This window comes from Vibrio superstes (genome assembly GCF_003569005.1).
GTDB classification, from domain to species: Bacteria; Pseudomonadota; Gammaproteobacteria; order Enterobacterales; family Vibrionaceae; genus Vibrio; species Vibrio superstes.
On the sequence record NZ_BCUR01000004.1, the window covers coordinates 2753672 to 2773202 of the forward strand.

The 19531-nt window shown below is 45.9% G+C and carries 19 protein-coding genes; 13 read left to right on the forward strand and 6 right to left on the reverse strand.

From position 1 onward, the window contains the following. Nucleotides 1-2 precede the first annotated feature (2 nt). Nucleotides 3-791 carry a lipid asymmetry maintenance ABC transporter permease subunit MlaE gene (gene mlaE, locus D5I41_RS20530; protein ID WP_235868984.1) on the reverse strand — a complete coding sequence of 263 codons (789 nt, stop codon included), beginning with the start codon at nt 789-791 and terminating at the stop codon, nt 3-5. After that, nucleotides 791-1594, reverse strand: coding sequence for a phospholipid ABC transporter ATP-binding protein MlaF (mlaF, locus tag D5I41_RS20535; RefSeq protein ID WP_102334413.1), 804 nt, complete (start codon nt 1592-1594; stop codon nt 791-793). Before mlaF ends, mlaE begins: the two co-directional genes overlap by 1 nt. Nucleotides 1595-1783: 189 nt before the next feature. Between mlaF and D5I41_RS20540 the strand changes: the two genes are divergently transcribed. The 12 genes from D5I41_RS20540 (at nt 1784) to mgtE (ending at nt 10965) form a co-directional block, all read left to right on the forward strand. Further along, nucleotides 1784-2743 carry a calcium/sodium antiporter gene (locus D5I41_RS20540; RefSeq protein WP_017243819.1) on the forward strand — a complete coding sequence of 320 codons (960 nt, stop codon included), beginning with the start codon at nt 1784-1786 and terminating at the stop codon, nt 2741-2743. A gap of 24 nt (nt 2744-2767) precedes the next feature. Further along, a complete protein-coding gene (gene kdsD / locus D5I41_RS20545) occupies nt 2768-3742 on the forward strand; it encodes an arabinose-5-phosphate isomerase KdsD (RefSeq protein WP_119011396.1) in 975 nt (324 codons plus the stop codon). 3 nt (nt 3743-3745) lie between these two features. Beyond that, entirely contained in the window at nt 3746-4303 is a 558-nt protein-coding gene (gene kdsC / locus D5I41_RS20550) for a 3-deoxy-manno-octulosonate-8-phosphatase KdsC (RefSeq protein ID WP_119011397.1), read from the forward strand. Beyond that, complete coding sequence (lptC, locus tag D5I41_RS20555; protein WP_119011398.1) at nt 4300-4863, forward strand: LPS export ABC transporter periplasmic protein LptC; 564 nt, start codon at nt 4300-4302, stop codon at nt 4861-4863. The genes kdsC and lptC overlap by 4 nt, the downstream gene beginning before the upstream one ends. Beyond that, nucleotides 4844-5350, forward strand: coding sequence for a lipopolysaccharide transport periplasmic protein LptA (gene lptA / locus D5I41_RS20560; RefSeq protein WP_119011399.1), 507 nt, complete (start codon nt 4844-4846; stop codon nt 5348-5350). The genes lptC and lptA overlap by 20 nt, the downstream gene beginning before the upstream one ends. Before the next feature lie 7 nt (nt 5351-5357). Continuing rightward, nucleotides 5358-6083 carry an LPS export ABC transporter ATP-binding protein gene (lptB, locus tag D5I41_RS20565; RefSeq protein WP_017028826.1) on the forward strand — a complete coding sequence of 242 codons (726 nt, stop codon included), beginning with the start codon at nt 5358-5360 and terminating at the stop codon, nt 6081-6083. 27 nt (nt 6084-6110) lie between these two features. After that, the gene (locus tag D5I41_RS20570) at nt 6111-7562 is read left to right on the forward strand and encodes an RNA polymerase factor sigma-54 (protein ID WP_119011400.1); all 1452 of its coding nucleotides are present in this window, start codon (nt 6111-6113) and stop codon (nt 7560-7562) included. A gap of 21 nt (nt 7563-7583) precedes the next feature. Continuing rightward, on the forward strand, nt 7584-7871 hold the full coding sequence (gene hpf / locus D5I41_RS20575; protein WP_017028828.1) for a ribosome hibernation promoting factor: 288 nt from the start codon (nt 7584-7586) through the stop codon (nt 7869-7871). A 2-nt stretch (nt 7872-7873) separates the two neighbouring features. Then, nucleotides 7874-8341 carry a PTS IIA-like nitrogen regulatory protein PtsN gene (gene ptsN, locus D5I41_RS20580; RefSeq protein WP_017032861.1) on the forward strand — a complete coding sequence of 156 codons (468 nt, stop codon included), beginning with the start codon at nt 7874-7876 and terminating at the stop codon, nt 8339-8341. A 4-nt stretch (nt 8342-8345) separates the two neighbouring features. Next, the gene (gene rapZ, locus D5I41_RS20585) at nt 8346-9215 is read left to right on the forward strand and encodes an RNase adapter RapZ (RefSeq protein WP_119011401.1); all 870 of its coding nucleotides are present in this window, start codon (nt 8346-8348) and stop codon (nt 9213-9215) included. Further along, nucleotides 9212-9484 (forward strand): HPr family phosphocarrier protein, encoded by a 273-nt coding sequence (locus D5I41_RS20590; protein WP_119011402.1) that lies wholly within the window; start codon nt 9212-9214, stop codon nt 9482-9484. Before rapZ ends, D5I41_RS20590 begins: the two co-directional genes overlap by 4 nt. Nucleotides 9485-9606: 122 nt before the next feature. Further along, on the forward strand, nt 9607-10965 hold the full coding sequence (gene mgtE, locus D5I41_RS20595) for a magnesium transporter (protein WP_119011403.1): 1359 nt from the start codon (nt 9607-9609) through the stop codon (nt 10963-10965). Between the two features lie 192 nt (nt 10966-11157). Here mgtE and pmbA read toward each other — a convergent pair whose 3' ends face one another. Continuing rightward, nucleotides 11158-12501: a metalloprotease PmbA gene (gene pmbA, locus D5I41_RS20600; protein ID WP_119011404.1), complete on the reverse strand. Its 1344-nt coding sequence runs from the start codon at nt 12499-12501 to the stop codon at nt 11158-11160. Nucleotides 12502-12631: 130 nt separating this feature from the next. Between pmbA and yjgA the strand changes: the two genes are divergently transcribed. Then, nucleotides 12632-13156, forward strand: a complete 525-nt coding sequence (yjgA, locus tag D5I41_RS20605; RefSeq protein WP_119011405.1) for a ribosome biogenesis factor YjgA — start codon at nt 12632-12634, stop codon at nt 13154-13156. A gap of 191 nt (nt 13157-13347) precedes the next feature. Here yjgA and tldD read toward each other — a convergent pair whose 3' ends face one another. Genes tldD through D5I41_RS20620 form a run of 3 tightly spaced genes read right to left on the reverse strand, consistent with a single transcriptional unit; the run spans nt 13348 to nt 19530 of the window. Then, nucleotides 13348-14793 carry a metalloprotease TldD gene (gene tldD / locus D5I41_RS20610; protein ID WP_119011406.1) on the reverse strand — a complete coding sequence of 482 codons (1446 nt, stop codon included), beginning with the start codon at nt 14791-14793 and terminating at the stop codon, nt 13348-13350. Nucleotides 14794-14796: 3 nt separating this feature from the next. Continuing rightward, complete coding sequence (locus D5I41_RS20615; RefSeq protein ID WP_371860113.1) at nt 14797-15639, reverse strand: carbon-nitrogen hydrolase family protein; 843 nt, start codon at nt 15637-15639, stop codon at nt 14797-14799. A 3-nt stretch (nt 15640-15642) separates the two neighbouring features. After that, entirely contained in the window at nt 15643-19530 is a 3888-nt protein-coding gene (locus tag D5I41_RS20620) for a YhdP family protein (protein WP_119011407.1), read from the reverse strand. Between the last annotated feature and the right edge of the window lies 1 nt (nt 19531).

A 19531-nucleotide genomic window follows, 5' to 3' on the forward strand; every position in this document is an offset into this window, starting at 1 on the left:
ACTTAACTTCCAAACATTAATGCGGTAAGCACAAAATCTAGCCCCAATACGGCTAGAGAGGAATGCACTACTGTGCGAGTAGTTGCTTGACTGATGCCCTCTGAAGTAGGCACTGCGTCATAGCCATTGAACAAAGCAATCCACACCACGGTAATAGCAAATACCAAAGACTTAATAAGGCTGTTGCCAATATCTCGGCCTAATTCCACTGAAGACTGCATTGCTGACCAAAAACTTCCGTGGTCAATACCCTTCCAATCAACACCCACAAACTGCCCACCTAAGATGCCAATGGCAATAAAAATCATAGTGAGTAGTGGCATCGAAATCACACCGGCCCAAAATCTTGGATTAATGATGCGCTTTAACGGATCGACGGCCATCATCTCTAGGCTTGATAACTGCTCTGTTGCCTTCATCAAGCCTATCTCAGCGGTCAATGCAGAGCCTGCACGCCCAGCAAACAGTAAAGCGGTTACAACAGGGCCTAACTCTCGCAATAGAGACAAGGCAACCATCTGTCCCAAGCTACCTTCTGCGCCATAATCGACGAGCACTACATAACCTTGAAGGCTCAATACCATGCCAATAAACAGCCCTGACACCATTATGATCGCCAACGATTGTACACCTACCGAATGAAGCTGCTTAATTAGTAGAGGGAAGCTTTTTAACGGTTCAGGCTTACTCAATAAAGCCCCGAGCATCATGAAGGTCGCTCTACCAAAAGAACGGCTCAGCCTCACTCCCGAAGCGCCAAAATCAGCAACCTTGTTGATCACTTTAGACATCATCGTAGAAACAGGTCCTTCTCTAGTTGCTGTGATGGAAATGCAAAGGGTACAGCACCATCTGCGTTTCCTTGCAAGAATTGCTGAACTCTTGGATCCGCGCTTTGCTCGATCTCCAAAGGGTTTCCTTTGGCTATGATCTTTTTATCTGCCATCAAGTAGACATAGTCAGCGATACTCATTACCTCAGGTACATCATGCGAGACCACGATAGAGGTTATTCCCAAGGCTTGGTTGAGCTTTTGAATCAACTCCACCAGTACGCCCATAGTAATAGGGTCTTGCCCCACAAAAGGTTCATCGTACATAACCACTTCAGGATCCAGCGCTATCGCCCGAGCTAGAGCCACTCTTCGCGTCATGCCTCCAGACAGTTCGCTAGGCATTAAGTCTGCAGCACCTCTCAAACCAACCGCTTCCAACTTTAAAAGTACTATGGTGTGAATGAGCGATTCAGGCAAAGTAGTATGCTCACGAATAGGAAAGGCAACGTTGTCAAAAACAGTCAGGTCGGTAAACAGTGCTCCCGACTGAAACAGCATGCTCATTTTCTTTCGGGTTTGGTATAGCTGCCCTCGGCTCAGGGCTGGAATATTGCGATCTTCAAACCATATCTCTCCGCTATCGGGCTGAATCTGCCCACCAATAAGCTTCAATAATGTGGTTTTACCAATGCCCGACGGCCCCATGATTGCTGTAATCTTCCCCTCAGGAATTGACAGACTGATGTCATCAAAAATCACTCTGTTGCCACGCGAGAAGGTGACATTATTAAGAATGATTTTGGGATTTGGTTCAGCCATCGACACTCCTTGTCCAGACTCTATACGCGCAAAATATCAAAAAGGTTGAATAAATCAGTTAGTTGCTCGACTTAATCATAGGAATTTTATTAGACTTATGTGTAAATAATTTGTCTAAAATCTTCCCTTTTTGACAGCTTAACGTCAAAATCACTGTTTAACTCGCATCAATTAATAAAGAGTCCACTAATGATCGTAGCGATTTGCCTTCTTGTCGTCGGCTTAATCATGCTGGTATGGAGTGCCGATAGACTGGTATTCGGTTCCGCTGCCCTCGCCAGAAACTTCGGAATTTCTCCACTAGTCATCGGTATGACCATTCTTGCTATGGGCTCTTCTGCTCCGGAGATGATGGTATCTGCAACAGCAGCTCTAGAAGGTAAAACCGATACTGCGGTGGGTAACGTACTGGGCTCTAACATCGCAAACATCGCCCTTATTCTCGGTATCACTGCGCTAGTTAAACCACTTTCAGTAAGCTCTGGCGTATTACGTCGCGAACTGCCTCTAATGATAGGTGTGACCTTGGTTGCCGGCGGCATCATGTGGAACCACTACCTAGGCTTTATGGAAGGTGTATTGCTGGTCGTGCTGTTTGCCGCATTCATCATCACCATGCTACGTATCTCGCGCGCAGAGAAGCTCAAGGGCGATACTATGATCAGCGAGCAAGAGTCTGAAGTACCCGATGGTGTAGAAAATAAAAAAGCCATTTTCTGGGTCGTTGTTGGTCTTATCGTTTTGCCTATTTCAGCGGATCTACTGGTCAACAATGCTGTCATCATTGCCAAGTACTTTGGCATGAGTGATTTGGTTATCGGCCTGACGATTATCGCAGTGGGTACCAGCCTTCCAGAGCTAGCTGCCTCGCTTGCTGGTGTGATGAAAGGTGAAGATGACATGGCGGTGGGTAACATCATCGGCTCAAATGTATTTAATATTCTTGCTGTAATGGGTATTCCAGGCCTTCTTAATCCATCATTTCTCAACGAAGACGCGATGAATCGTGATTTTTGGGTAATGCTAGGCGTTTCTTTGCTATTGGTGGTCATGGCACTCGGTAAGTCCAGAAGCATCAACCGAATCGAAGGTAGTATTCTGTTTCTGTTATTCATCGCCTATCAAGGCTACTTGATCATGAACGTGTAGAATTGAACATCAAAGGAATCAACCGTGTCTTCAAAATTTGACTATCAAAAAGCTGCACAAGAAGTTCTAGATATAGAAATTGCAGGACTGACTCAGCTGTCTCAATACTTTAATACCGATTTCAGTCGCGCCTGTGATGCCATTTTGGAAAACAAACACGGCAAGGTTGTGGTAATGGGTATGGGCAAATCTGGCCATATTGGCAACAAGATTGCTGCCACATTAGCGAGCACTGGCACCTCCGCCTTTTTTGTTCATCCCGGCGAAGCGGCGCATGGCGACCTTGGCATGATTGCTCAAGGGGATATCGTTATCGCTATCTCCAATTCTGGCGAGTCTTCTGAGATTTTATCGCTGTTTCCAGTATTGAAGCGTCTAAACATTCAGATCATCAGCATGACAGGTAAACCAAACTCAAACATGGCTAAACTGGGTGATATTCACCTGTGTATTGCCGTTCCTCAAGAAGCTTGTCCTAGAGAGTTAGCACCGACTAGCAGCACGACTGCTACCTTGGTGATGGGCGATGCGTTAGCTATGGCTCTGATGCAAGCGAGAGGCTTTACCGCTGAGGACTTTGCACTGTCTCATCCGGGTGGTGCACTGGGTCGCAAGTTATTATTAAAATTAGAAAACATTATGCACACTGGCTCAGCAGTTCCTAAAGTTAAGGCAGATGCTTTAATTAAGGACGCCCTGATTGAAATCAGCCAAAAAGGCTTAGGCATGACGGCTATTGTTGATGATCAGGATAAAATCCAAGGCATATTCACCGATGGTGATTTACGACGTCTGTTAGATAAGCGTATTGACATCCACAGCACAAAAATTGGTGATGTAATGTCAATGAATCCAAGCTTTGCCTCACCTTCTCTATTGGCGGTTGAAGGGTTAAACATGATGCAAGAACGCAGCATCACAGCCTTATTATTATGTGAAGACGACAAACTGGTTGGTGCTCTCAATATGCACGACCTTCTTAAAGCCGGAGTAATGTAATTCATGACTGAAATGGTCAACTCTCTATACGGTCCAGTTTCAAAATCTGTTTTTGCCATAGCAAAAGAGATAAAACTACTCATCTGCGATGTGGATGGCGTCTTTTCCGACGGTCTCGTTTACATGGGCAATGATGGCGAAGAACTAAAAACCTTTCACACCCGAGATGGCTATGGTGTGAAATCGCTGATGAACGCGGGAATTGAAGTAGCCATCGTTACTGGTCGCAAATCGCAAATCGTTGAAAACCGCATGCGCGCTTTAGGTATATCTCTTATCTATCAGGGCCAAGATGACAAAATCAAAGCCTACAACGACATCGTAGATAAGTTAGGTATCCAACCAGAACACACTGGATACATTGGTGATGACCTTATTGACTGGCCAGTAATGGACAAGGTTGCTCTCAAGGTATGTGTCAATGATGGACACCCATTGTTGGTTCAGCGTGCCAACTACGTAACCAAGATTAAGGGCGGACACGGCGCCGTGCGCGAAGTCTGCGATCTCATCCTAGAAGCTAGGGGTGAACTTGAGCAACACAAAGGCTTGAGCATATGACGGGTTCTCGCATTTTTCAGATAGTGCTAATCGGAGTCATCTGTTTTTCCGGTTACTACTTACTGACAAATCAAGAACAAGTGGTAATTCAGGTGGAGCCTAGTGCCGAACTGCCTATGTTTACTGGGCGATTGGTGACGAATACCAATTATGACCTAGAGGGCATTCGTAATTACAAGATCACCTCAGAGAAGCTCGACCATTATGCCGAGAGCGGTGATACCTTATTTGATAACCTCGTGATGTATGTGTATCGTGAGGGGACTGTCGAAGAGTGGCAAGTAGTTTCAGATAAAGCCGTTTTAGATAAAAATCATCACCTGACGCTGGAAGGTAATGTCATTGCGACCAACTTGCTTCCGGACGCCAGCTTTGAAACATTAACTACAGACAAAATGACCATTGAACTGGACACCAAAGACTTCAACTCTGACGTTCAGGTTACTTTAGAAGGGCCACAGTTTGTGAATATTGGCCAAGCACTAGAGGGCAATCTGGATGACAATGAAGCGGTGCTGTTCAATAGTGTACAAGGGATCTATGAAAACTCTCAGCCTTAGTCTTTTACTAGGAATATTGCTGTCTCCTGCTGCTCTCGCGCTATCAACAGATTCAGAGCAACCGGTTTACATCGACTCAGACAGTCAGCACCTCGACATGAAGAGCAACAAAGTGACCTTTATTGGCGATGTAAAAATGCGCCAAGGAAGCATCAATGTTGAGGGCGATAAAGTCATTGTTTACCGCAACCCAGAAGATGGCTCAATCAAAGAAATCGAAGCCTATGGAGAGCTAGCCAAGTTCTCTCAACTTACTGATGAAGGTAAAACCATTCGCGGTCACGCAGAAGAGCTTTACTACAACATGGCTGAAGACCAATTAACTATGGTCAAGCAGGCGATGCTGGCTCAAGATGACAGTACCATCAGCGGTCAGCGCATCAAATACCATATCACCACAGAGAAGATGATCGCCGAAAGTGGCGAGGGCTCTCGAGTTTCAACGGTATTACAGCCACAACCTAAACAGCCAAAAGAGAAGAAATAGTCAACCTATGGCAATACTCAAAGCTGAACACCTAGCGAAAAGCTACAAGAACCGCAAAGTGGTTGCTGACGTGAGTCTGCAAGTAGAATCAGGACAAATCGTGGGTCTATTGGGACCTAACGGTGCGGGTAAAACGACATCGTTCTACATGATTGTAGGCCTAGTGGCTCGCGATGAAGGTCAGATCCTTATTGATGATCAGGACATTAGTATTCTTCCTATGCATAGCCGCTCAAGAATGGGTATCGGCTATTTGCCTCAGGAAGCTTCTATATTCAGAAAGCTTTCTGTTGAAGATAACATCTATGCCGTATTGCAAACTCGCAATGAAATATCCAAGCAAGAGCGAGACGAGAAGCTAGAAGAGCTGCTCGACGAATTTAATATTCAGCACATTCGCAAGAGTAACGGTATGGCACTTTCTGGCGGCGAACGTCGCCGTGTAGAAATCGCTCGAGCGCTAGCCGCAAATCCGCAGTTTATCTTGCTAGATGAACCCTTTGCTGGTGTTGACCCAATCTCCGTTATCGATATCAAAAAGATTATTGAACATTTGCGAGACCGTGGCCTAGGTGTTCTCATCACTGACCACAACGTTCGTGAAACATTAGACGTATGTGAACGCGCCTACATTGTTAGCCAAGGACACCTAATAGCAGAAGGAACCCCTGAGCAAGTCCTGAGCAACGACCAGGTTAAGAAAGTTTACCTTGGTGAACAGTTCCGTCTGTAGACGGTTCGTTTCGGGCGACTCATTATCATGAAAGCGGCATTACAACTCAAATTTGGTCAGCAGCTCGCTATGACCCCTCAGTTGCAGCAAGCGATCAGGCTGTTGCAATTGTCGAGCCTTGAGCTTCAGCAAGAGATTCAGGAAGCCCTAGATTCCAATCCACTTCTACAAGTTGTAGAAGACAACAATCAAACAGAAGAAAAAACAGATTCCTCACAAGACACATCGACAGAAAACGTCACTGAAGCGAGCGCTCAAGATAGTGCAGAACTGATGGCATCCAATTCCATTGGTGAAGACTTGGCGATGGACACTTCATGGGAAGATGTTTATAGCTCTAATTCAGGTAATACGGGTATCGCAGCGGATGATGAATTACCCATTTATCAAGGCGAGACCCAAACAAGCCTGTATGACCATCTGTTATGGCAATTGGAGCTCACTCCCTTTACCGAAACAGACCATGCCATTGCAATATCCATCATCGATGCTATTGATGACAGAGGCTTTCTAACCCTTACCACTGCTGATATTACCGCTAGCTTGTCTCTTCCTGACATCGAAGAAGATGAAACCGTGGCAGTACTTAAACGCGTTCAACAATTTGAACCTTTAGGGGTGGGATCGCGTAACCTACAAGAGTGTTTGTTACTGCAACTTAATGCTCTTCCTGACGATACTCCGCGTAAGCAACAGGCTTGCGAGATCTTAGAAAACTATATCGAACATTTAGCCAATCGCGACTACAAAATGATCGTTAAAGAAACTAAGCTCAAAGAGAGTGATTTGATCGCGGTTTTACAGCTAATTCAGCAACTCGATCCGCGACCAGGAAGCCAAATTGGTGAGAACGACATCGAGTATGTGATACCTGATGTCAATGTGATAAAAGTGAATGGTAAGTGGACGGTATTTCTCAATAACACGAGCACACCTAAACTAGAAGTTAATCAGCATTACGCGACCATTACTGGTGCAAACAGCGATGACAATCAATACATCAAAGATCAGCTTCAAGAAGCAAAGTGGCTAATTAAGAGTTTAGAGAGTCGTAATGATACTCTGCTCAAAGTTGCTCGATGTATAGTCGAGACTCAACAAGAGTTTTTCGACAAGGGCGAAGAAGCCATGCAACCGATGATATTGAACGACGTTGCGCAAGCTATTGATATGCACGAGTCGACTATTTCACGTGTCACAACTCAGAAATATATGCACACACCGCGTGGTATTTTTGAGCTAAAATATTTCTTCTCAAGTCACGTCAGCAATGATGAAGGCGAAGACAAATCCTCGACAGCTATCAGAGCGCTAATCAAAAAATTGGTAGCCGAAGAGAACAGCGCTAAACCATTGAGCGATAACAAAATTGCCACCCTACTCGCTGAACAAGGGGTGAAGGTAGCGAGACGCACCGTGGCAAAATACCGTGAATCACTGGGTATTGCCCCGTCGAGTCAGCGAAAACGCCTAGTTTAGGCATCACTAGAAGGAACGCTTATGCAAATCAATATCAAAGGCCACCATGTAGAGCTTACAGAGTCACTTCAAGAGTACGTTGATACCAAGTTTCAAAAATTAGAGCGTTTCTTCGAGCACATCACCAATGTGCATGTGATCTTAAAACTCGAGAAAGTTAATCATATCGCAGAAGCCACATTACACGTTAGCCAAGGCGATATTCACGCAGCTGCAGAAGAAGACAACATGTACGCTGCTATCGATGCACTAGTTGATAAGCTAGTACGCCAGCTGACCAAGCATAAAGAAAAGTTAAGTAATCACTAACCATGCAAATTAATGAAGTATTGTCGTTGGACTGCACTAAAAGTGCAGTCCATTGTACGAGTAAGAAGCGCGCACTAGAACTCATCAGTCAAATCGCAGCCACACACACAGGTCATGATTCAACCGACCTGTTTGAATGCATGCTGGGCAGAGAAAAGCTAGGTAGTACTGGTATTGGCAATGGTATTGCTATCCCTCACGCGCGTATGAGTAATTCAGACAAGGCGATTGCTGTGCTCCTACAGTGTGATGAAGCCATTGAGTTTGATGCTATCGATAATCGTCCGGTTGATCTGTTGTTTGCGCTACTTGTTCCTGAAGATCAGTGTAAAGAGCACCTTAAAACGCTTTCTTGTATGGCTGAACGCCTCAACGACAAGAAAGTCCTCAAACAGCTTCGTCATGCCAAGTCCGACGAAGAACTATTCGAGATCATGATCTCTGAATCGATTGAGTGTCCAAAGGGATAAATAAATGTCCGAACCACGCCAGCTAGTTGTTGTCAGCGGTAACTCCGGTGGTGGCAAGAGTGTTGCCTTACGTGCTCTAGAAGATATTGGCTACTACTGTGTTGATAACCTTCCAGTAACGCTGCTTAGCGCTTTTGTTGATGGTCTGAATCCACAACAGAGAAGGGTTGCAGTCAGTATTGATATTCGCAACCTACCGACAAATCCAAGTCAAGTTGCTGCCGTACTGACAACCCTTGATGATTCGGTTCAAGTAACAGTGTTGTACCTCGAAGCCAATGAAGACACCTTGGTTAAACGATACAGTGAAACGCGAAGGATTCACCCACTCTCTCTCGTTGAAGACTCACGTTCATTGCAGCAAGCCATAGTGGAAGAGAAGCGACTTCTCTCCGCACTTAAAGAGCAAGCTGACTTAGTGATCGATAGCAGTAAGCTCTCAATTCATGAGCTGAGCGAGATGGTGCGTAAACGCATTTTAGGTCGCGATGGCCAAGAGTTGGTTATGGTGTTCCAATCCTTTGGTTTCAAGCACGGCCTACCCTCAGATGTCGATTATGTGTTTGATGTACGATTCCTACCGAACCCTCACTGGGAACCAGAACTTCGCCCTCTTACGGGTTTAGATAAGCCCATTCAAGACTACTTGTTTGGCTTTGAGGATGTGGTTGAACTCAAGGGTCAGATACAGGCCTTCATCGAGCGTTGGCTACCCTCTTTAGAGAAGAATAATCGCAGTTATCTTACTGTGGCTATAGGCTGCACTGGCGGTAAACATCGTTCCGTTTTTCTAACTCAGCAAATCGGTGAGTACTTCCTAGAACAAGGCCAACATGTACTGATTCGTCACAACGAGCTGGAGAAAGGCCAATGATAGAATCTCGCACCCTGCTTATCGTCAATAAGCTAGGCTTGCATGCGCGCGCTGCCGTTAAACTGGTTGAATTGGCACAAAGTTTCGATGCTAAGGTCAGCGTTCATAACGAAGAAAGCAGCGCTGAAGCAGACAGTGTGATGGCCTTATTGATGCTTGAGTCTGCTCAAGGTGAGCACGTAACTGTCACTGCCGATGGTGCTGAAGCATCGCAAGCTCTGGACGCCATTTGCTCGCTTATCGAAGGGAAATTTGAGGAAGACGAATAGTTTTCGCCCACTCAAGTTAATTTTCTCTTTTAGCTCTAATAACTTATTAACCCCTTGAATAAAATAAGCTAATATCCTTCTATTAAACTATTCAGTGAACAAAAATCTAACGGAGGTAAATAATGGCGGAACAGATCGAGTTTGATCAAGCCCACCAAACGCTCCAAGAGGTTAGTGATGCACTGGATAATGGTCGCTTTGTCTTCGTACGACGCCAACTGCAAAGTATGGAGCCAGAGGATATAGCTCACCTCCTCGAAGCCTCCCCAAGAAAAAGTCGTGAAGTCCTGTGGCAACTCACCGATCCCGAAGATTACGGTGAAATCCTTGATGAACTAAGCGAAGACGTAAAAGATAACCTCGTCTCTAAAATGGCCCCAGGCAAGCTTGCAGAAGCAACCGAGGGCATGGATACCGATGATGTCGCTTACGTACTTCGAAGCCTGCCAGATGACGTCTCACAGCAAGTTCTAGGTCAAATGGATGCGGCAGATCGACTTCGCGTCGAGAAAGCCCTCTCTTACCCAGAAGATACTGCTGGCGGTATCATGAATACCGACGTAACCACTATTCGTGATGATGTCGATATCGACGTAGTTCTTCGCTACATGAGAATGAAGGGTGAACTGCCAGAGGCAACGGATACCTTGTATGTTATTGATAGTGACGACCGACTCATCGGTAATTTATCTCTAACAACACTATTGACGACTCAGCCCGATATTGCGGTCATTGATGTAATGGAAGACGCCGATGAGGCTATTTCAGTAGACCTCAGCGATACCGATGTTGCTAGCCTGTTTGAGCGTCGAAACTGGGTATCGGCCCCTGTTGTTGATGAGAATCAACACCTAGTTGGTCGTATCACCATCGATGACGTCGTTGATATCATTCGTGAGGATGCCGAGCACTCGATGATGAGTTTGGCAGGTCTCGATGACGACGAAGATACCTTTGCTCCGGTAGTGAAATCAGCGCGCCGTCGAAGCGTATGGCTAGGTGCGAATGTTCTAGCGGCACTGGCAGCAGCTTCTGTTTCAAACATGTTTGAGGCAACCCTCGAACAAATGGCCGCGATTGCTATCTTAATGACTATCGTGCCATCAATGGGCGGTGTCGCGGGTAACCAAACCGTGGCATTGGTTATTCGTGGCTTAGCATTGGGTCATATTGGTGACAGTAACCGCAAAGAACTATTGATGAAAGAGGCTGCCATAGGCTTCTTGAACGGTGTTCTATGGGCGTTAATCATCGGTGCGATTGTGGTGTTCTGGAAGGGGGATTGGGTGCTAGGCATGATCATCTCCGCCGCTATGCTAACAAACCTATTTATCGCTGGCGTCGCCGGTGTAACTGTACCTATCGTACTGAAGAAGATGAATATCGACCCTGCGCTAGCCGGTGGTATGGCTTTAACCACTATTACGGATGTTATTGGCCTATCGGTATTCCTTGGGCTAGCGACGGTGTTTTTGCTTTAAGGTTCAATAACCTAGATCCCCTATAAGAGCACTAGGGGATGACGAGCCCCCTTTGCTTTACACACGACTAATTCCAGACACGTCATTACCGAAGTCTTCTAACGGCAATCTATGTTTAATTCATCGCCACGAATATCAGATTGAATAAAAAAACGAGCCAAACGGCTCGTTTTTTGTTGCTGATTAGCCTGTTTAAGCGCCCGCCACCTTCATCGACTCAATAAGCATCGAACCGGTTTGGATTTGAGAGCGGGTCTCCACATCGTTACCTACGGCAACAATTTTCTGGAACATATCTTTTAGGTTACCAGCGATAGTTACCTCGGATACAGGGTATTGAATAACGCCATTTTCTACCCAGAAGCCAGCCGCGCCGCGAGAGTAGTCACCCGTTACGCCGTTAACACCTTGCCCCATCAATTCAGTGACCAAGAAACCTGTGCCGAGCTCTTTAAGCATCGCTTGATAGTCTTGACCTGTAGATTGAACAAACCAGTTGTGAATACCACCAGCATGCCCTGTGGTAGTCATGCCCAGTTTGCGAGCGGAATAGCTGGTTAATAGATAGGTCGCAAGCTTACCATCGGTGATGATATCGTAATCTTTGGTCTGAACGCCTTCGCTATCAAATGGCGTTGATGCCAAGCCGCGTAGTAAATGTGGCTTCTCGTTAACATTGAACCACTCTGGCAATATTTGCTTGCCTAGGTGATCAAGTAAGAATGACGACTTACGATATAGGCTACCACCACTAATTGCTGTAACGAGGTGGCCCATCAATCCTGTTGCTACTTCTGCAGCAAACATAATTGGGTATTCACCAGTTTCAATCTGGCGAGCATCAAGACGGTCTATCGTTCTTTGCGCGGCCTTCAAGCCCACTTCTTTCGCAGACCAAAGGTCTTCAGCACGGCGAGCTACACTGTAGCTATAGTCACGCTCCATATCGCCTGTCGCACCCGCGCCAATCACACAGCAACTCACACTATGGCGACTCGATGGGTAGCTTGCTAATACGCCATGAGAGTTACCATACACTCGTATCCCATAATGGGTATCGTAGCTAGCACCGTCACTTTGCTTTATCTTATCGCTGTAGCTAAGAGCGGCTTCTTCAGCCTCAATCGCGATTTGTGCAATTTGATCAGGGTTGGGTTCGTAAGGATGGAAGAGATCTAGGTCTTTTATCTCTTTGACCATAAGCTCTGCAGGAGCAGGTCCTGCACACGGGTCTTCAGATGTGTACTTTGCAATATCTAGAGCTGCAGCCACGGTTTGTGCAATGGCTTTCTCACTCAGATCAGAAGTAGAGGCACTTCCCTTCTTTTGACCTCGATAAACTGTGATACCCAGAGCACCGTCGCTGTTAAACTCGACGTTCTCCACTTCACACATACGAGTGGAGACACTGAGACCGGTAGATTTGTTGATCGCAACCTCAGCACCATCGGCCTCGGCAGAGGCTAAACTCAATGCTTTTGAGACAGCTTCTTCTAATTCTACTTTTTGTTGGGCAATTTGTTGTCTAGCGTCCATAGTTAAATCATATATTTGCAGGCAATAAAGGTTAGAATAACAAGCTTTTCGCATTCTCCCCAATTTGTTTGTTAAAATAACCGACATTAAGCGAAATACGCATTCAGAATTGAGCAACTAAGAGCAGATTATGGCCAGAAAAAACCAGAAAGCCCCTTGGGAAGAAGAAGAAGAAATCATTTGGGTTAGCAGAACCGAGATGAAACAGGACATGGAAGCCTTGCAGAAACTAGGTGAAGAACTAGTAGAATTGAAACCCTCAGTACTAGAGAAGTTTCCACTTCCAGATACCCTTGCCGAAGCAATTAAAGATGCTCAGCGTTTTAATAAAGAAGCAAAACGTCGCCAGTTGCAGTTTATTGGCAAGCTAATGAGACAAATTGATAGCGAGCCTATTCAAGCGGCGCTGGACAAGTACCATAATAAGCACTCGCAAGCATCATCTGAACTGCACAAGTTAGAAGCCTTGCGTGACCGTGTTGTCGAAAATGGCGACACTGCTATTGAAGAGGTGCTAAACCAGTTCCCATCAGCGGATAGACAGCGCCTGCGCCAATTGTCGCGCCAAGCAAACAAAGAGAAAAAAGCGAGCAAGCCACCTAGGGCTTATCGTGAGATCTTTCAGCTGTTGAAAGAGTTGAACGAAGAAGTTTAACGATTAAAAACCAACGTAATCCTGAACTCAATTCAGGACATTAGGTACAACCTTAGCTTGTATTTTATTGAGAACGAGTAAAGTTTGGCACTATCTAAGATTCTGGATAGCCGCTGCGCGGCTTCCAGAATGACGTTGGTTTTATAGCAATCGTAGTAAAACAATGTGCGCTTTCACAGCGCACACCAATACTACTCAGTGCCACCCACAGTAATACTGTCTAGCTTCAATGTAGGCTGACCAACACCAACAGGGACACTTTGTCCTGCCTTACCACACACGCCAACACCTTTATCAATCTGTAGGTCATTGCCGACCATAGAGACTTGTTGCATCGCTTCAATGCCAGAACCAACCAAAGTTGCGCCTTTCACTGGACGAGTGATCTTGCCGTCTTCAATCAAATAAGCTTCTGAGGTTGAGAACACGAATTTACCCGATGTAATATCAACCTGGCCACCAGCAAAGCTTGGGGCATAAATCCCCTTCTTCACAGTAGAGATGATCTCTTCCGGAGTATGTTGCCCCGGCAGCATGTAGGTATTTGTCATGCGAGGCATTGGAAGGTGAGCAAACGACTCACGACGGCCGTTACCAGTAGGGGCTACACCCATCAGACGAGCGTTAAGCTTATCTTGCATGTACCCTTTAAGAACACCGTTCTCAATCAGGGTATTGTATTGTCCTGCAACGCCTTCATCATCAATGTTCAATGAACCACGGCGGTCTGTCATGGTGCCATCATCAACGATAGTACAAAGATCTGACGTTACCTTCTCTCCCACTTTGCCAGAGAAAACAGACGATTGCTTGCGGTTAAAGTCGCCCTCTAGACCATGCCCAACCGCTTCGTGCAGTAGCACTCCTGGCCAGCCCGCACCCAGTACTACAGGCATAGCCCCTGCTGGTGCAGCATCTGACTCTAGATTCACAAGAGCAAGACGGATTGCCTCATCAGCCATGTGTGTCGCTACGGTCTTGTCACCGTCCATTTCAAGGAATCGCTGATAATCGTAACGACCACCACCACCTGACGAGCCGCGCTCACGACGCTCTCCGCGCTGGGCGAGTACACTGATAGAAAGACGTACTAGTGGACGAATGTCGGTTGCATAGGTGCCATCAGTTGCTGCGACCAGCACCTGTTCGTAGACACCACTAATGCTGATATTCACCTCAGAAACCAACGGCTCTTTAGTACGGATATAAACGTCTAGCTCTTTAAGCAGATCGATCTTCTGTTGCTTTTCAAGACTTTGAAGCGGGTTCACTCCAGAGTAATGCTGGTTAGAGTGATGACGAGAAAATGCCTGCACTTGCGCTGTTTGGCCTTGCTTTGCAATACCACGAGCGGCAATAGCACTTTGTTTTAAGCTATCCGCCTGAATTTGGTCAGAATAAGCAAAACCGGTTTTTTCACCGCTCACTGCTCTAACGCCAACACCTCTATCAATATTAAACGAGCCGTCTTTGATAATGCTGTCTTCTAAGACAAGAGTTTCATGCCAACTGGATTGGAAATAGACATCTGCATAATCGATATCTCGAGTAGCGATCATAGAAAGCGTATTGTTGACGTCCTGCTCAGTAAGGCCTGTAGGGGCCAGCAGTTCTTGTTCTACTTGTTCAATAGTCATAATCTACTCTTTATCCTCATTGTTGATGAGGTTAGAAATTTTCTGATGTGAAGCAACAGGCATCGCCTTGCGAACCTTCTTCACTTGATGTAATTCGATTTCGGCTACTAGGTTGCATGGGGTCGAAGCCCCTTGAGTGACAACTTTACCCCACGGGTCAATCACCATAGAGTGCCCCCACGTTTGCCTGTTTGCTGAGTGGTAGCCACACTGCCCAACACCAACGACCCAAGCTTGATTTTCTATGGCTCTAGCACGAAGTAATATTTCCCAATGCGCCTCTCCTGTAACCGCTGTAAAAGCAGCAGGCACCAGAATAATATCGGCACCTTGCTCACGCAATAGGTTGTAGAGATGTGGAAATCTTAGGTCATAACAAATAGAAAGCCCTAACCTTCCTACCGGAGTATCTATCACTTGGGGCTGTGTGCCATGAGAAAAACAATCAGACTCTCTATAGCTACCATGCTCATCTTCAACTTCAACATCAAATAAATGCATCTTGTTGTAATGAGCCACTAATTCTCCATTGTCATCAAATACTAGGCTCGCAGAATAAAGATGAGTCGCGTTACTTCGTATTGGAAAAGAACCAATCACTAGCCATGTTTGCAACTCTTTTGCTAGTTGCGCCAATTTGGATTGGATTGGGCCAGAGTTCAGCTCTTCTGCGATCACTTGATACGCTAATGCATTATCAAACAGTAAACTATTCTCTGGTGTTACCACCAACTGACAACCTTGTTTGGCTAACTCTCTCAACTGTTGCTCAATGAACTGCAAATTCTCCGTGACATCGTTACCCGATGTCATCTGGATCAAACCTATCCTTGGTGTATCCATCATGAATTATTTTCCCTGTGATTCTGAGCGAAGCTGTTTGGGAACTTCGAAGTCTGCCTTGCGTCGAGATTTCTCTTTGACTTGCGGCGCATTCATTGGGCCTTTTACCTCATAGGTAACCTGAGTAATAACCTCAACAACGGGTGCCACAACCGTAGTTATGGCCAACACATAAAGAGCCGTCTGAGGCGCTACTGCAAAAGCGGTTAGCATAGGTATACCTGAGGTTAAATCAGGCTTAAACGTGACTTCCGCGTCCACCATCTGGGTATTCAAGTTGGCTAGACCGCGGATGGTCATATCCCCAGAAATAGAGTCCATCTTCAAGTCATTAGTGACGAAGATGCCATTTTCTACTTTGCCTGTCCCCTTGATAGAGTCGAAGGCTAAACCGTCGTCAAACACATCGCTAAAGTCTAATTGCATACGTCTAACAAGGGAGTCGAGGCTAAACATACCTAAAAGCTTTGCTGCGCCACCCACATCTGAGATAACACCACGACCAAGCTCTGCTTTGAGCGTGCCATTAATGGTATCGACTTGCATATTCCAAGGCGATCCTTTCCATTCTAACGATGAGTTCATCTCAAAAGAGGCTTTCTGTATGCCTGCGTCGATACCAAAGCGTGCCATGATTTCAGAGTTATCTTCGCCCTTCATGTTAAGACCTAGATGTGTGGTACTGTCATCATCAGTGAGTTCCCACCAACCACTGGCTAATACACTTGATGTACCACTGGTAAAGTTGGCTTTATCCCAAACAATACGTTGGCCATCGTGGTTCATCACCACATCGACTTTACCGACCTTGTAGCCCTGCATCCAAAAATCATCGATCTTAAGATCAAGGTTAGGCATTTTTTCAAAGAACTTCCGGTCAAAATCGGTAATAAGCGGTTGAGTCTCACCTTTACTATCTTTGACCTCTGTTTTAGCGACAGACTCTTCAACCAAACTCTTTGGCTCAGCAAGATACAGTTGCAACAGCGACAGGTTGATGCCTAAATTAGAACCGTCATATTCAGCCTTACCTTTAACTTGCGAGCTGTCTATGTTGTATTGCCACGTATTGGCTCTCTTGCGGGCAACAAAGTCCACTTCATTCCAATCCAAGCCACCCAGTTTAATACTATTGCTTTGCACTTGAATACGCTGTGGCATAGGAATTTCAGGAGCATTAAGCTCGCTAAGAATCGGTTTAGGCCCAACACTTGGTCGTTCTAGCGCTGCTACCCATTCATCAAGATTAAATTCAGGCAAACGCAGCGAGGCATGATGGCCGACTATAGGGCTAACTCTGAAGCTACCCGAGCCAACCACAGTATTGGTCGCCTCAAGTACAGGCCGCCCCTGAGTGATATCAATTTCAGTCTGAAACTTAGCAGAAGGAAGCTGTAGCCTTGCGGAAATCGATTCCTGATTACCAGAGGCCTGCATTCGAGCTTGCCATACGTCCCCCACCTTTTTGTTCATTGGTGCAGGATAAGTACTCGCGATAGAAGTTAGATTGGCCTTTGCATCTATCTGATAGGTAAAGCCAACATCATTAATCTGTAGATCGATCCCCATATTCCAAGGGGTGTGTCCCGAGATTGGCTCTAGCCAAGTTTTGCCCAAATAAGGGATCAGCGGTTCAGCACGCCAATCGCCGATAAGGTCGATTCTGGTGTCGTAACTCGACTCCGCATTTTGCCCAAAGAAGTCCAAGGTAATCGGCTGTTCCAGCAAGTTAGCGCTTATCCCTGACGAGCGCACTACATCATTATCAAACTCAATTCGACCCGAAGCCTTTTTCAGTAGCATAGGGGGGGCCGTGATATTGATGTCATTCTCGCTAAGATCAGCGTAACCCCAAGCTCTAGCTTCTTGCTCTTCGTTGAACGGTATCTTAAGTTGGAACTGCGATTCTACCTGTCCCTTGATATCGACAGTCGTCAGCACCGCCCCCACAGAACCAACCAATGGCGAGGCGCTCATATAATCTCGAACGTCCTTACCTTCCGCTTTCGCTGCTGCGAAGATTTCGATATGTCCATTCCCATACATGCGAGGGATCTGTCCAGAAATACGATCAGCCTGAATATTAAGAAGCTTGGCATCTTTCGAGTCTAGGAACATGGTCTCGTTTTGGAACAGCAAATCTAGCTGCATATCGGTCAACGGTGGCCATGCGGTACTAAAGCTAAACTTGGTATTGCGTAGCGGTACCCATGCTTGGAAAATGCCGCTATTGTCGTTATATGGAAAACTAGACAGTTCACCATACCAAAGCAATTTTGCTGTTTTTACTCGACCGCCTTGAATACCGGCAGACAGGTAATCAGTTAGGCCTCGCCCTAAGGCAAGAGTCGGCAAGTAACGCCAGGTTTGCCCCGCATTCGCTAAGTCGGCTTCAGCGTAGAAAGACAAAAATGCAGGTGCATCCTTTGGAAAGTCGAGTTTGAAGGCTCCCAATACTTGCAAATCTGGAGTCGCTGCAGTGACTTTATCTGACCATAGACTCCAGCCGTTATCATCCGACTGCCAGACAATATCAACTTCTGCTTGGCGTATCTTAAGCGGTGCCTGGAATACCTCACCATAAGGCAGGGTATCATCAAGCATAGTGACGGTGGCTTTGGCGAGATCTGAGCGACCAAATATACGCGCTTCTAAGGTATGAAACCCAGGGATCAGCTCCCAGTAGTTCATACGGCCATCTTTTACCTTGGCCGAGTAGCGAAGTGTATCTATGCCTTTACCCATAGATACACGAATATCTTGGACTGTACCTCCAAGACGAACGGTATCCACCCACTGTTCACTCTTCTCCATATCAGGCAGCAGGTCGAGAATTGGGGTAATACTTTCTAGCTTTATTTGGTTGGCGTTCAATCGCCACTTTTCTGGAGACCACTCAAATGCCAGATTCAGGTCTGGCCAAGAGGTGCCATTTGAACTAAATGCTAAGTCTTGTGCGTTTAATTGCCAGCCTTTCTCTGTGGGATCAAGTTTAACCACGCCGCCCTCAATAGAGATGGCGTTAGGGATATCATCTTTATCACGCCATTCTAGCTCTGATGGCGATATTTCCAGATAAGCATCAACAGGCTGGTTATGCTGCAGTGAAATCCAAGTGTTAAGACTGACTCGGCCCTTATCAATAATTACACCATCAGCAAGATACGGCGATACCCAAGGAGTGATATCAAAGTTATTGCCTTGCAGATAAAAGTCACCGCTGATGTCCGATAGACCATCATGATCATAAAAATCGGCAATGACACTGACGCTATTGAGTTGGACGTCTTTGATGCTCACCACACCATCAGCACGGTGACGGTTACCATCGTTAAGCCAACTCAGCCTTTCGATATCTATCTCACGTACATCACCTGATATGTCGGTAAATACAATGCTTGAGTTTGTAAGTGCAAACTCACTTAGCTGACGAAGTACTAGATTTTCGAGGATCTTCAGTAACTGCTGATCGCCCTTTTCAGGTGGCTCTGATGACTCAGGGTTAGCCTTAAACAAGTCGATATCGCTGATATCAATATGCAAGCCATCGACGGTCAACTCACTGAGCTTAGGCTGAAGATTTAACAATGAGTCGATCAGGTCAAATTCAGCGCGAACCTCACCAACCGAGAAGGCTTTAACACCTTTAGGTATGTCGGCTTCAAGAGCAGAAAGAGAGAGGGATGGGTGAGTATTTTTCCAATAACCATGAACCTCACCAATGGTAAAGTTCAGCCCAGAGACTTGGTTAAACCAACTTTGAACATCGTCTTGGTAGTGATCTAAGCGAGGTAAAGCAACGCGTAAAGCGGTGACCAGCACCGCTAACGAAACAAAGATAAAGACCAGTAGTGATAAAACTAATCGCTCTAGTCGAACTGCGAATGACGCCAAT

Bases quoted from the DNA above. Each gene is read 5' to 3' on its own strand.
- mlaF (WP_102334413.1), bottom strand. From the start codon at position 1,594: ATGGCTGAACCAAATCCCAAAATCATTCTTAATAATGTCACCTTCTCG.
- yjgA (WP_119011405.1), top strand. From the start codon at position 12,632: ATGGCCAGAAAAAACCAGAAAGCCCCTTGGGAAGAAGAAGAAGAAATC.
- hpf (WP_017028828.1), top strand. From the start codon at position 7,584: ATGCAAATCAATATCAAAGGCCACCATGTAGAGCTTACAGAGTCACTT.
- D5I41_RS20615 (WP_371860113.1), bottom strand. From the start codon at position 15,639: ATGATGGATACACCAAGGATAGGTTTGATCCAGATGACATCGGGTAAC.
- mlaE (WP_235868984.1), bottom strand. From the start codon at position 791: ATGTCTAAAGTGATCAACAAGGTTGCTGATTTTGGCGCTTCGGGAGTG.
- kdsC (WP_119011397.1), top strand. From the start codon at position 3,746: ATGACTGAAATGGTCAACTCTCTATACGGTCCAGTTTCAAAATCTGTT.
- D5I41_RS20590 (WP_119011402.1), top strand. From the start codon at position 9,212: ATGATAGAATCTCGCACCCTGCTTATCGTCAATAAGCTAGGCTTGCAT.
- pmbA (WP_119011404.1), bottom strand. From the start codon at position 12,501: ATGGACGCTAGACAACAAATTGCCCAACAAAAAGTAGAATTAGAAGAA.
- mgtE (WP_119011403.1), top strand. From the start codon at position 9,607: ATGGCGGAACAGATCGAGTTTGATCAAGCCCACCAAACGCTCCAAGAG.
- lptC (WP_119011398.1), top strand. From the start codon at position 4,300: ATGACGGGTTCTCGCATTTTTCAGATAGTGCTAATCGGAGTCATCTGT.
- lptA (WP_119011399.1), top strand. From the start codon at position 4,844: ATGAAAACTCTCAGCCTTAGTCTTTTACTAGGAATATTGCTGTCTCCT.
- rapZ (WP_119011401.1), top strand. From the start codon at position 8,346: ATGTCCGAACCACGCCAGCTAGTTGTTGTCAGCGGTAACTCCGGTGGT.
- tldD (WP_119011406.1), bottom strand. From the start codon at position 14,793: ATGACTATTGAACAAGTAGAACAAGAACTGCTGGCCCCTACAGGCCTT.
- D5I41_RS20540 (WP_017243819.1), top strand. From the start codon at position 1,784: ATGATCGTAGCGATTTGCCTTCTTGTCGTCGGCTTAATCATGCTGGTA.
- ptsN (WP_017032861.1), top strand. From the start codon at position 7,874: ATGCAAATTAATGAAGTATTGTCGTTGGACTGCACTAAAAGTGCAGTC.
- lptB (WP_017028826.1), top strand. From the start codon at position 5,358: ATGGCAATACTCAAAGCTGAACACCTAGCGAAAAGCTACAAGAACCGC.
- D5I41_RS20570 (WP_119011400.1), top strand. From the start codon at position 6,111: ATGAAAGCGGCATTACAACTCAAATTTGGTCAGCAGCTCGCTATGACC.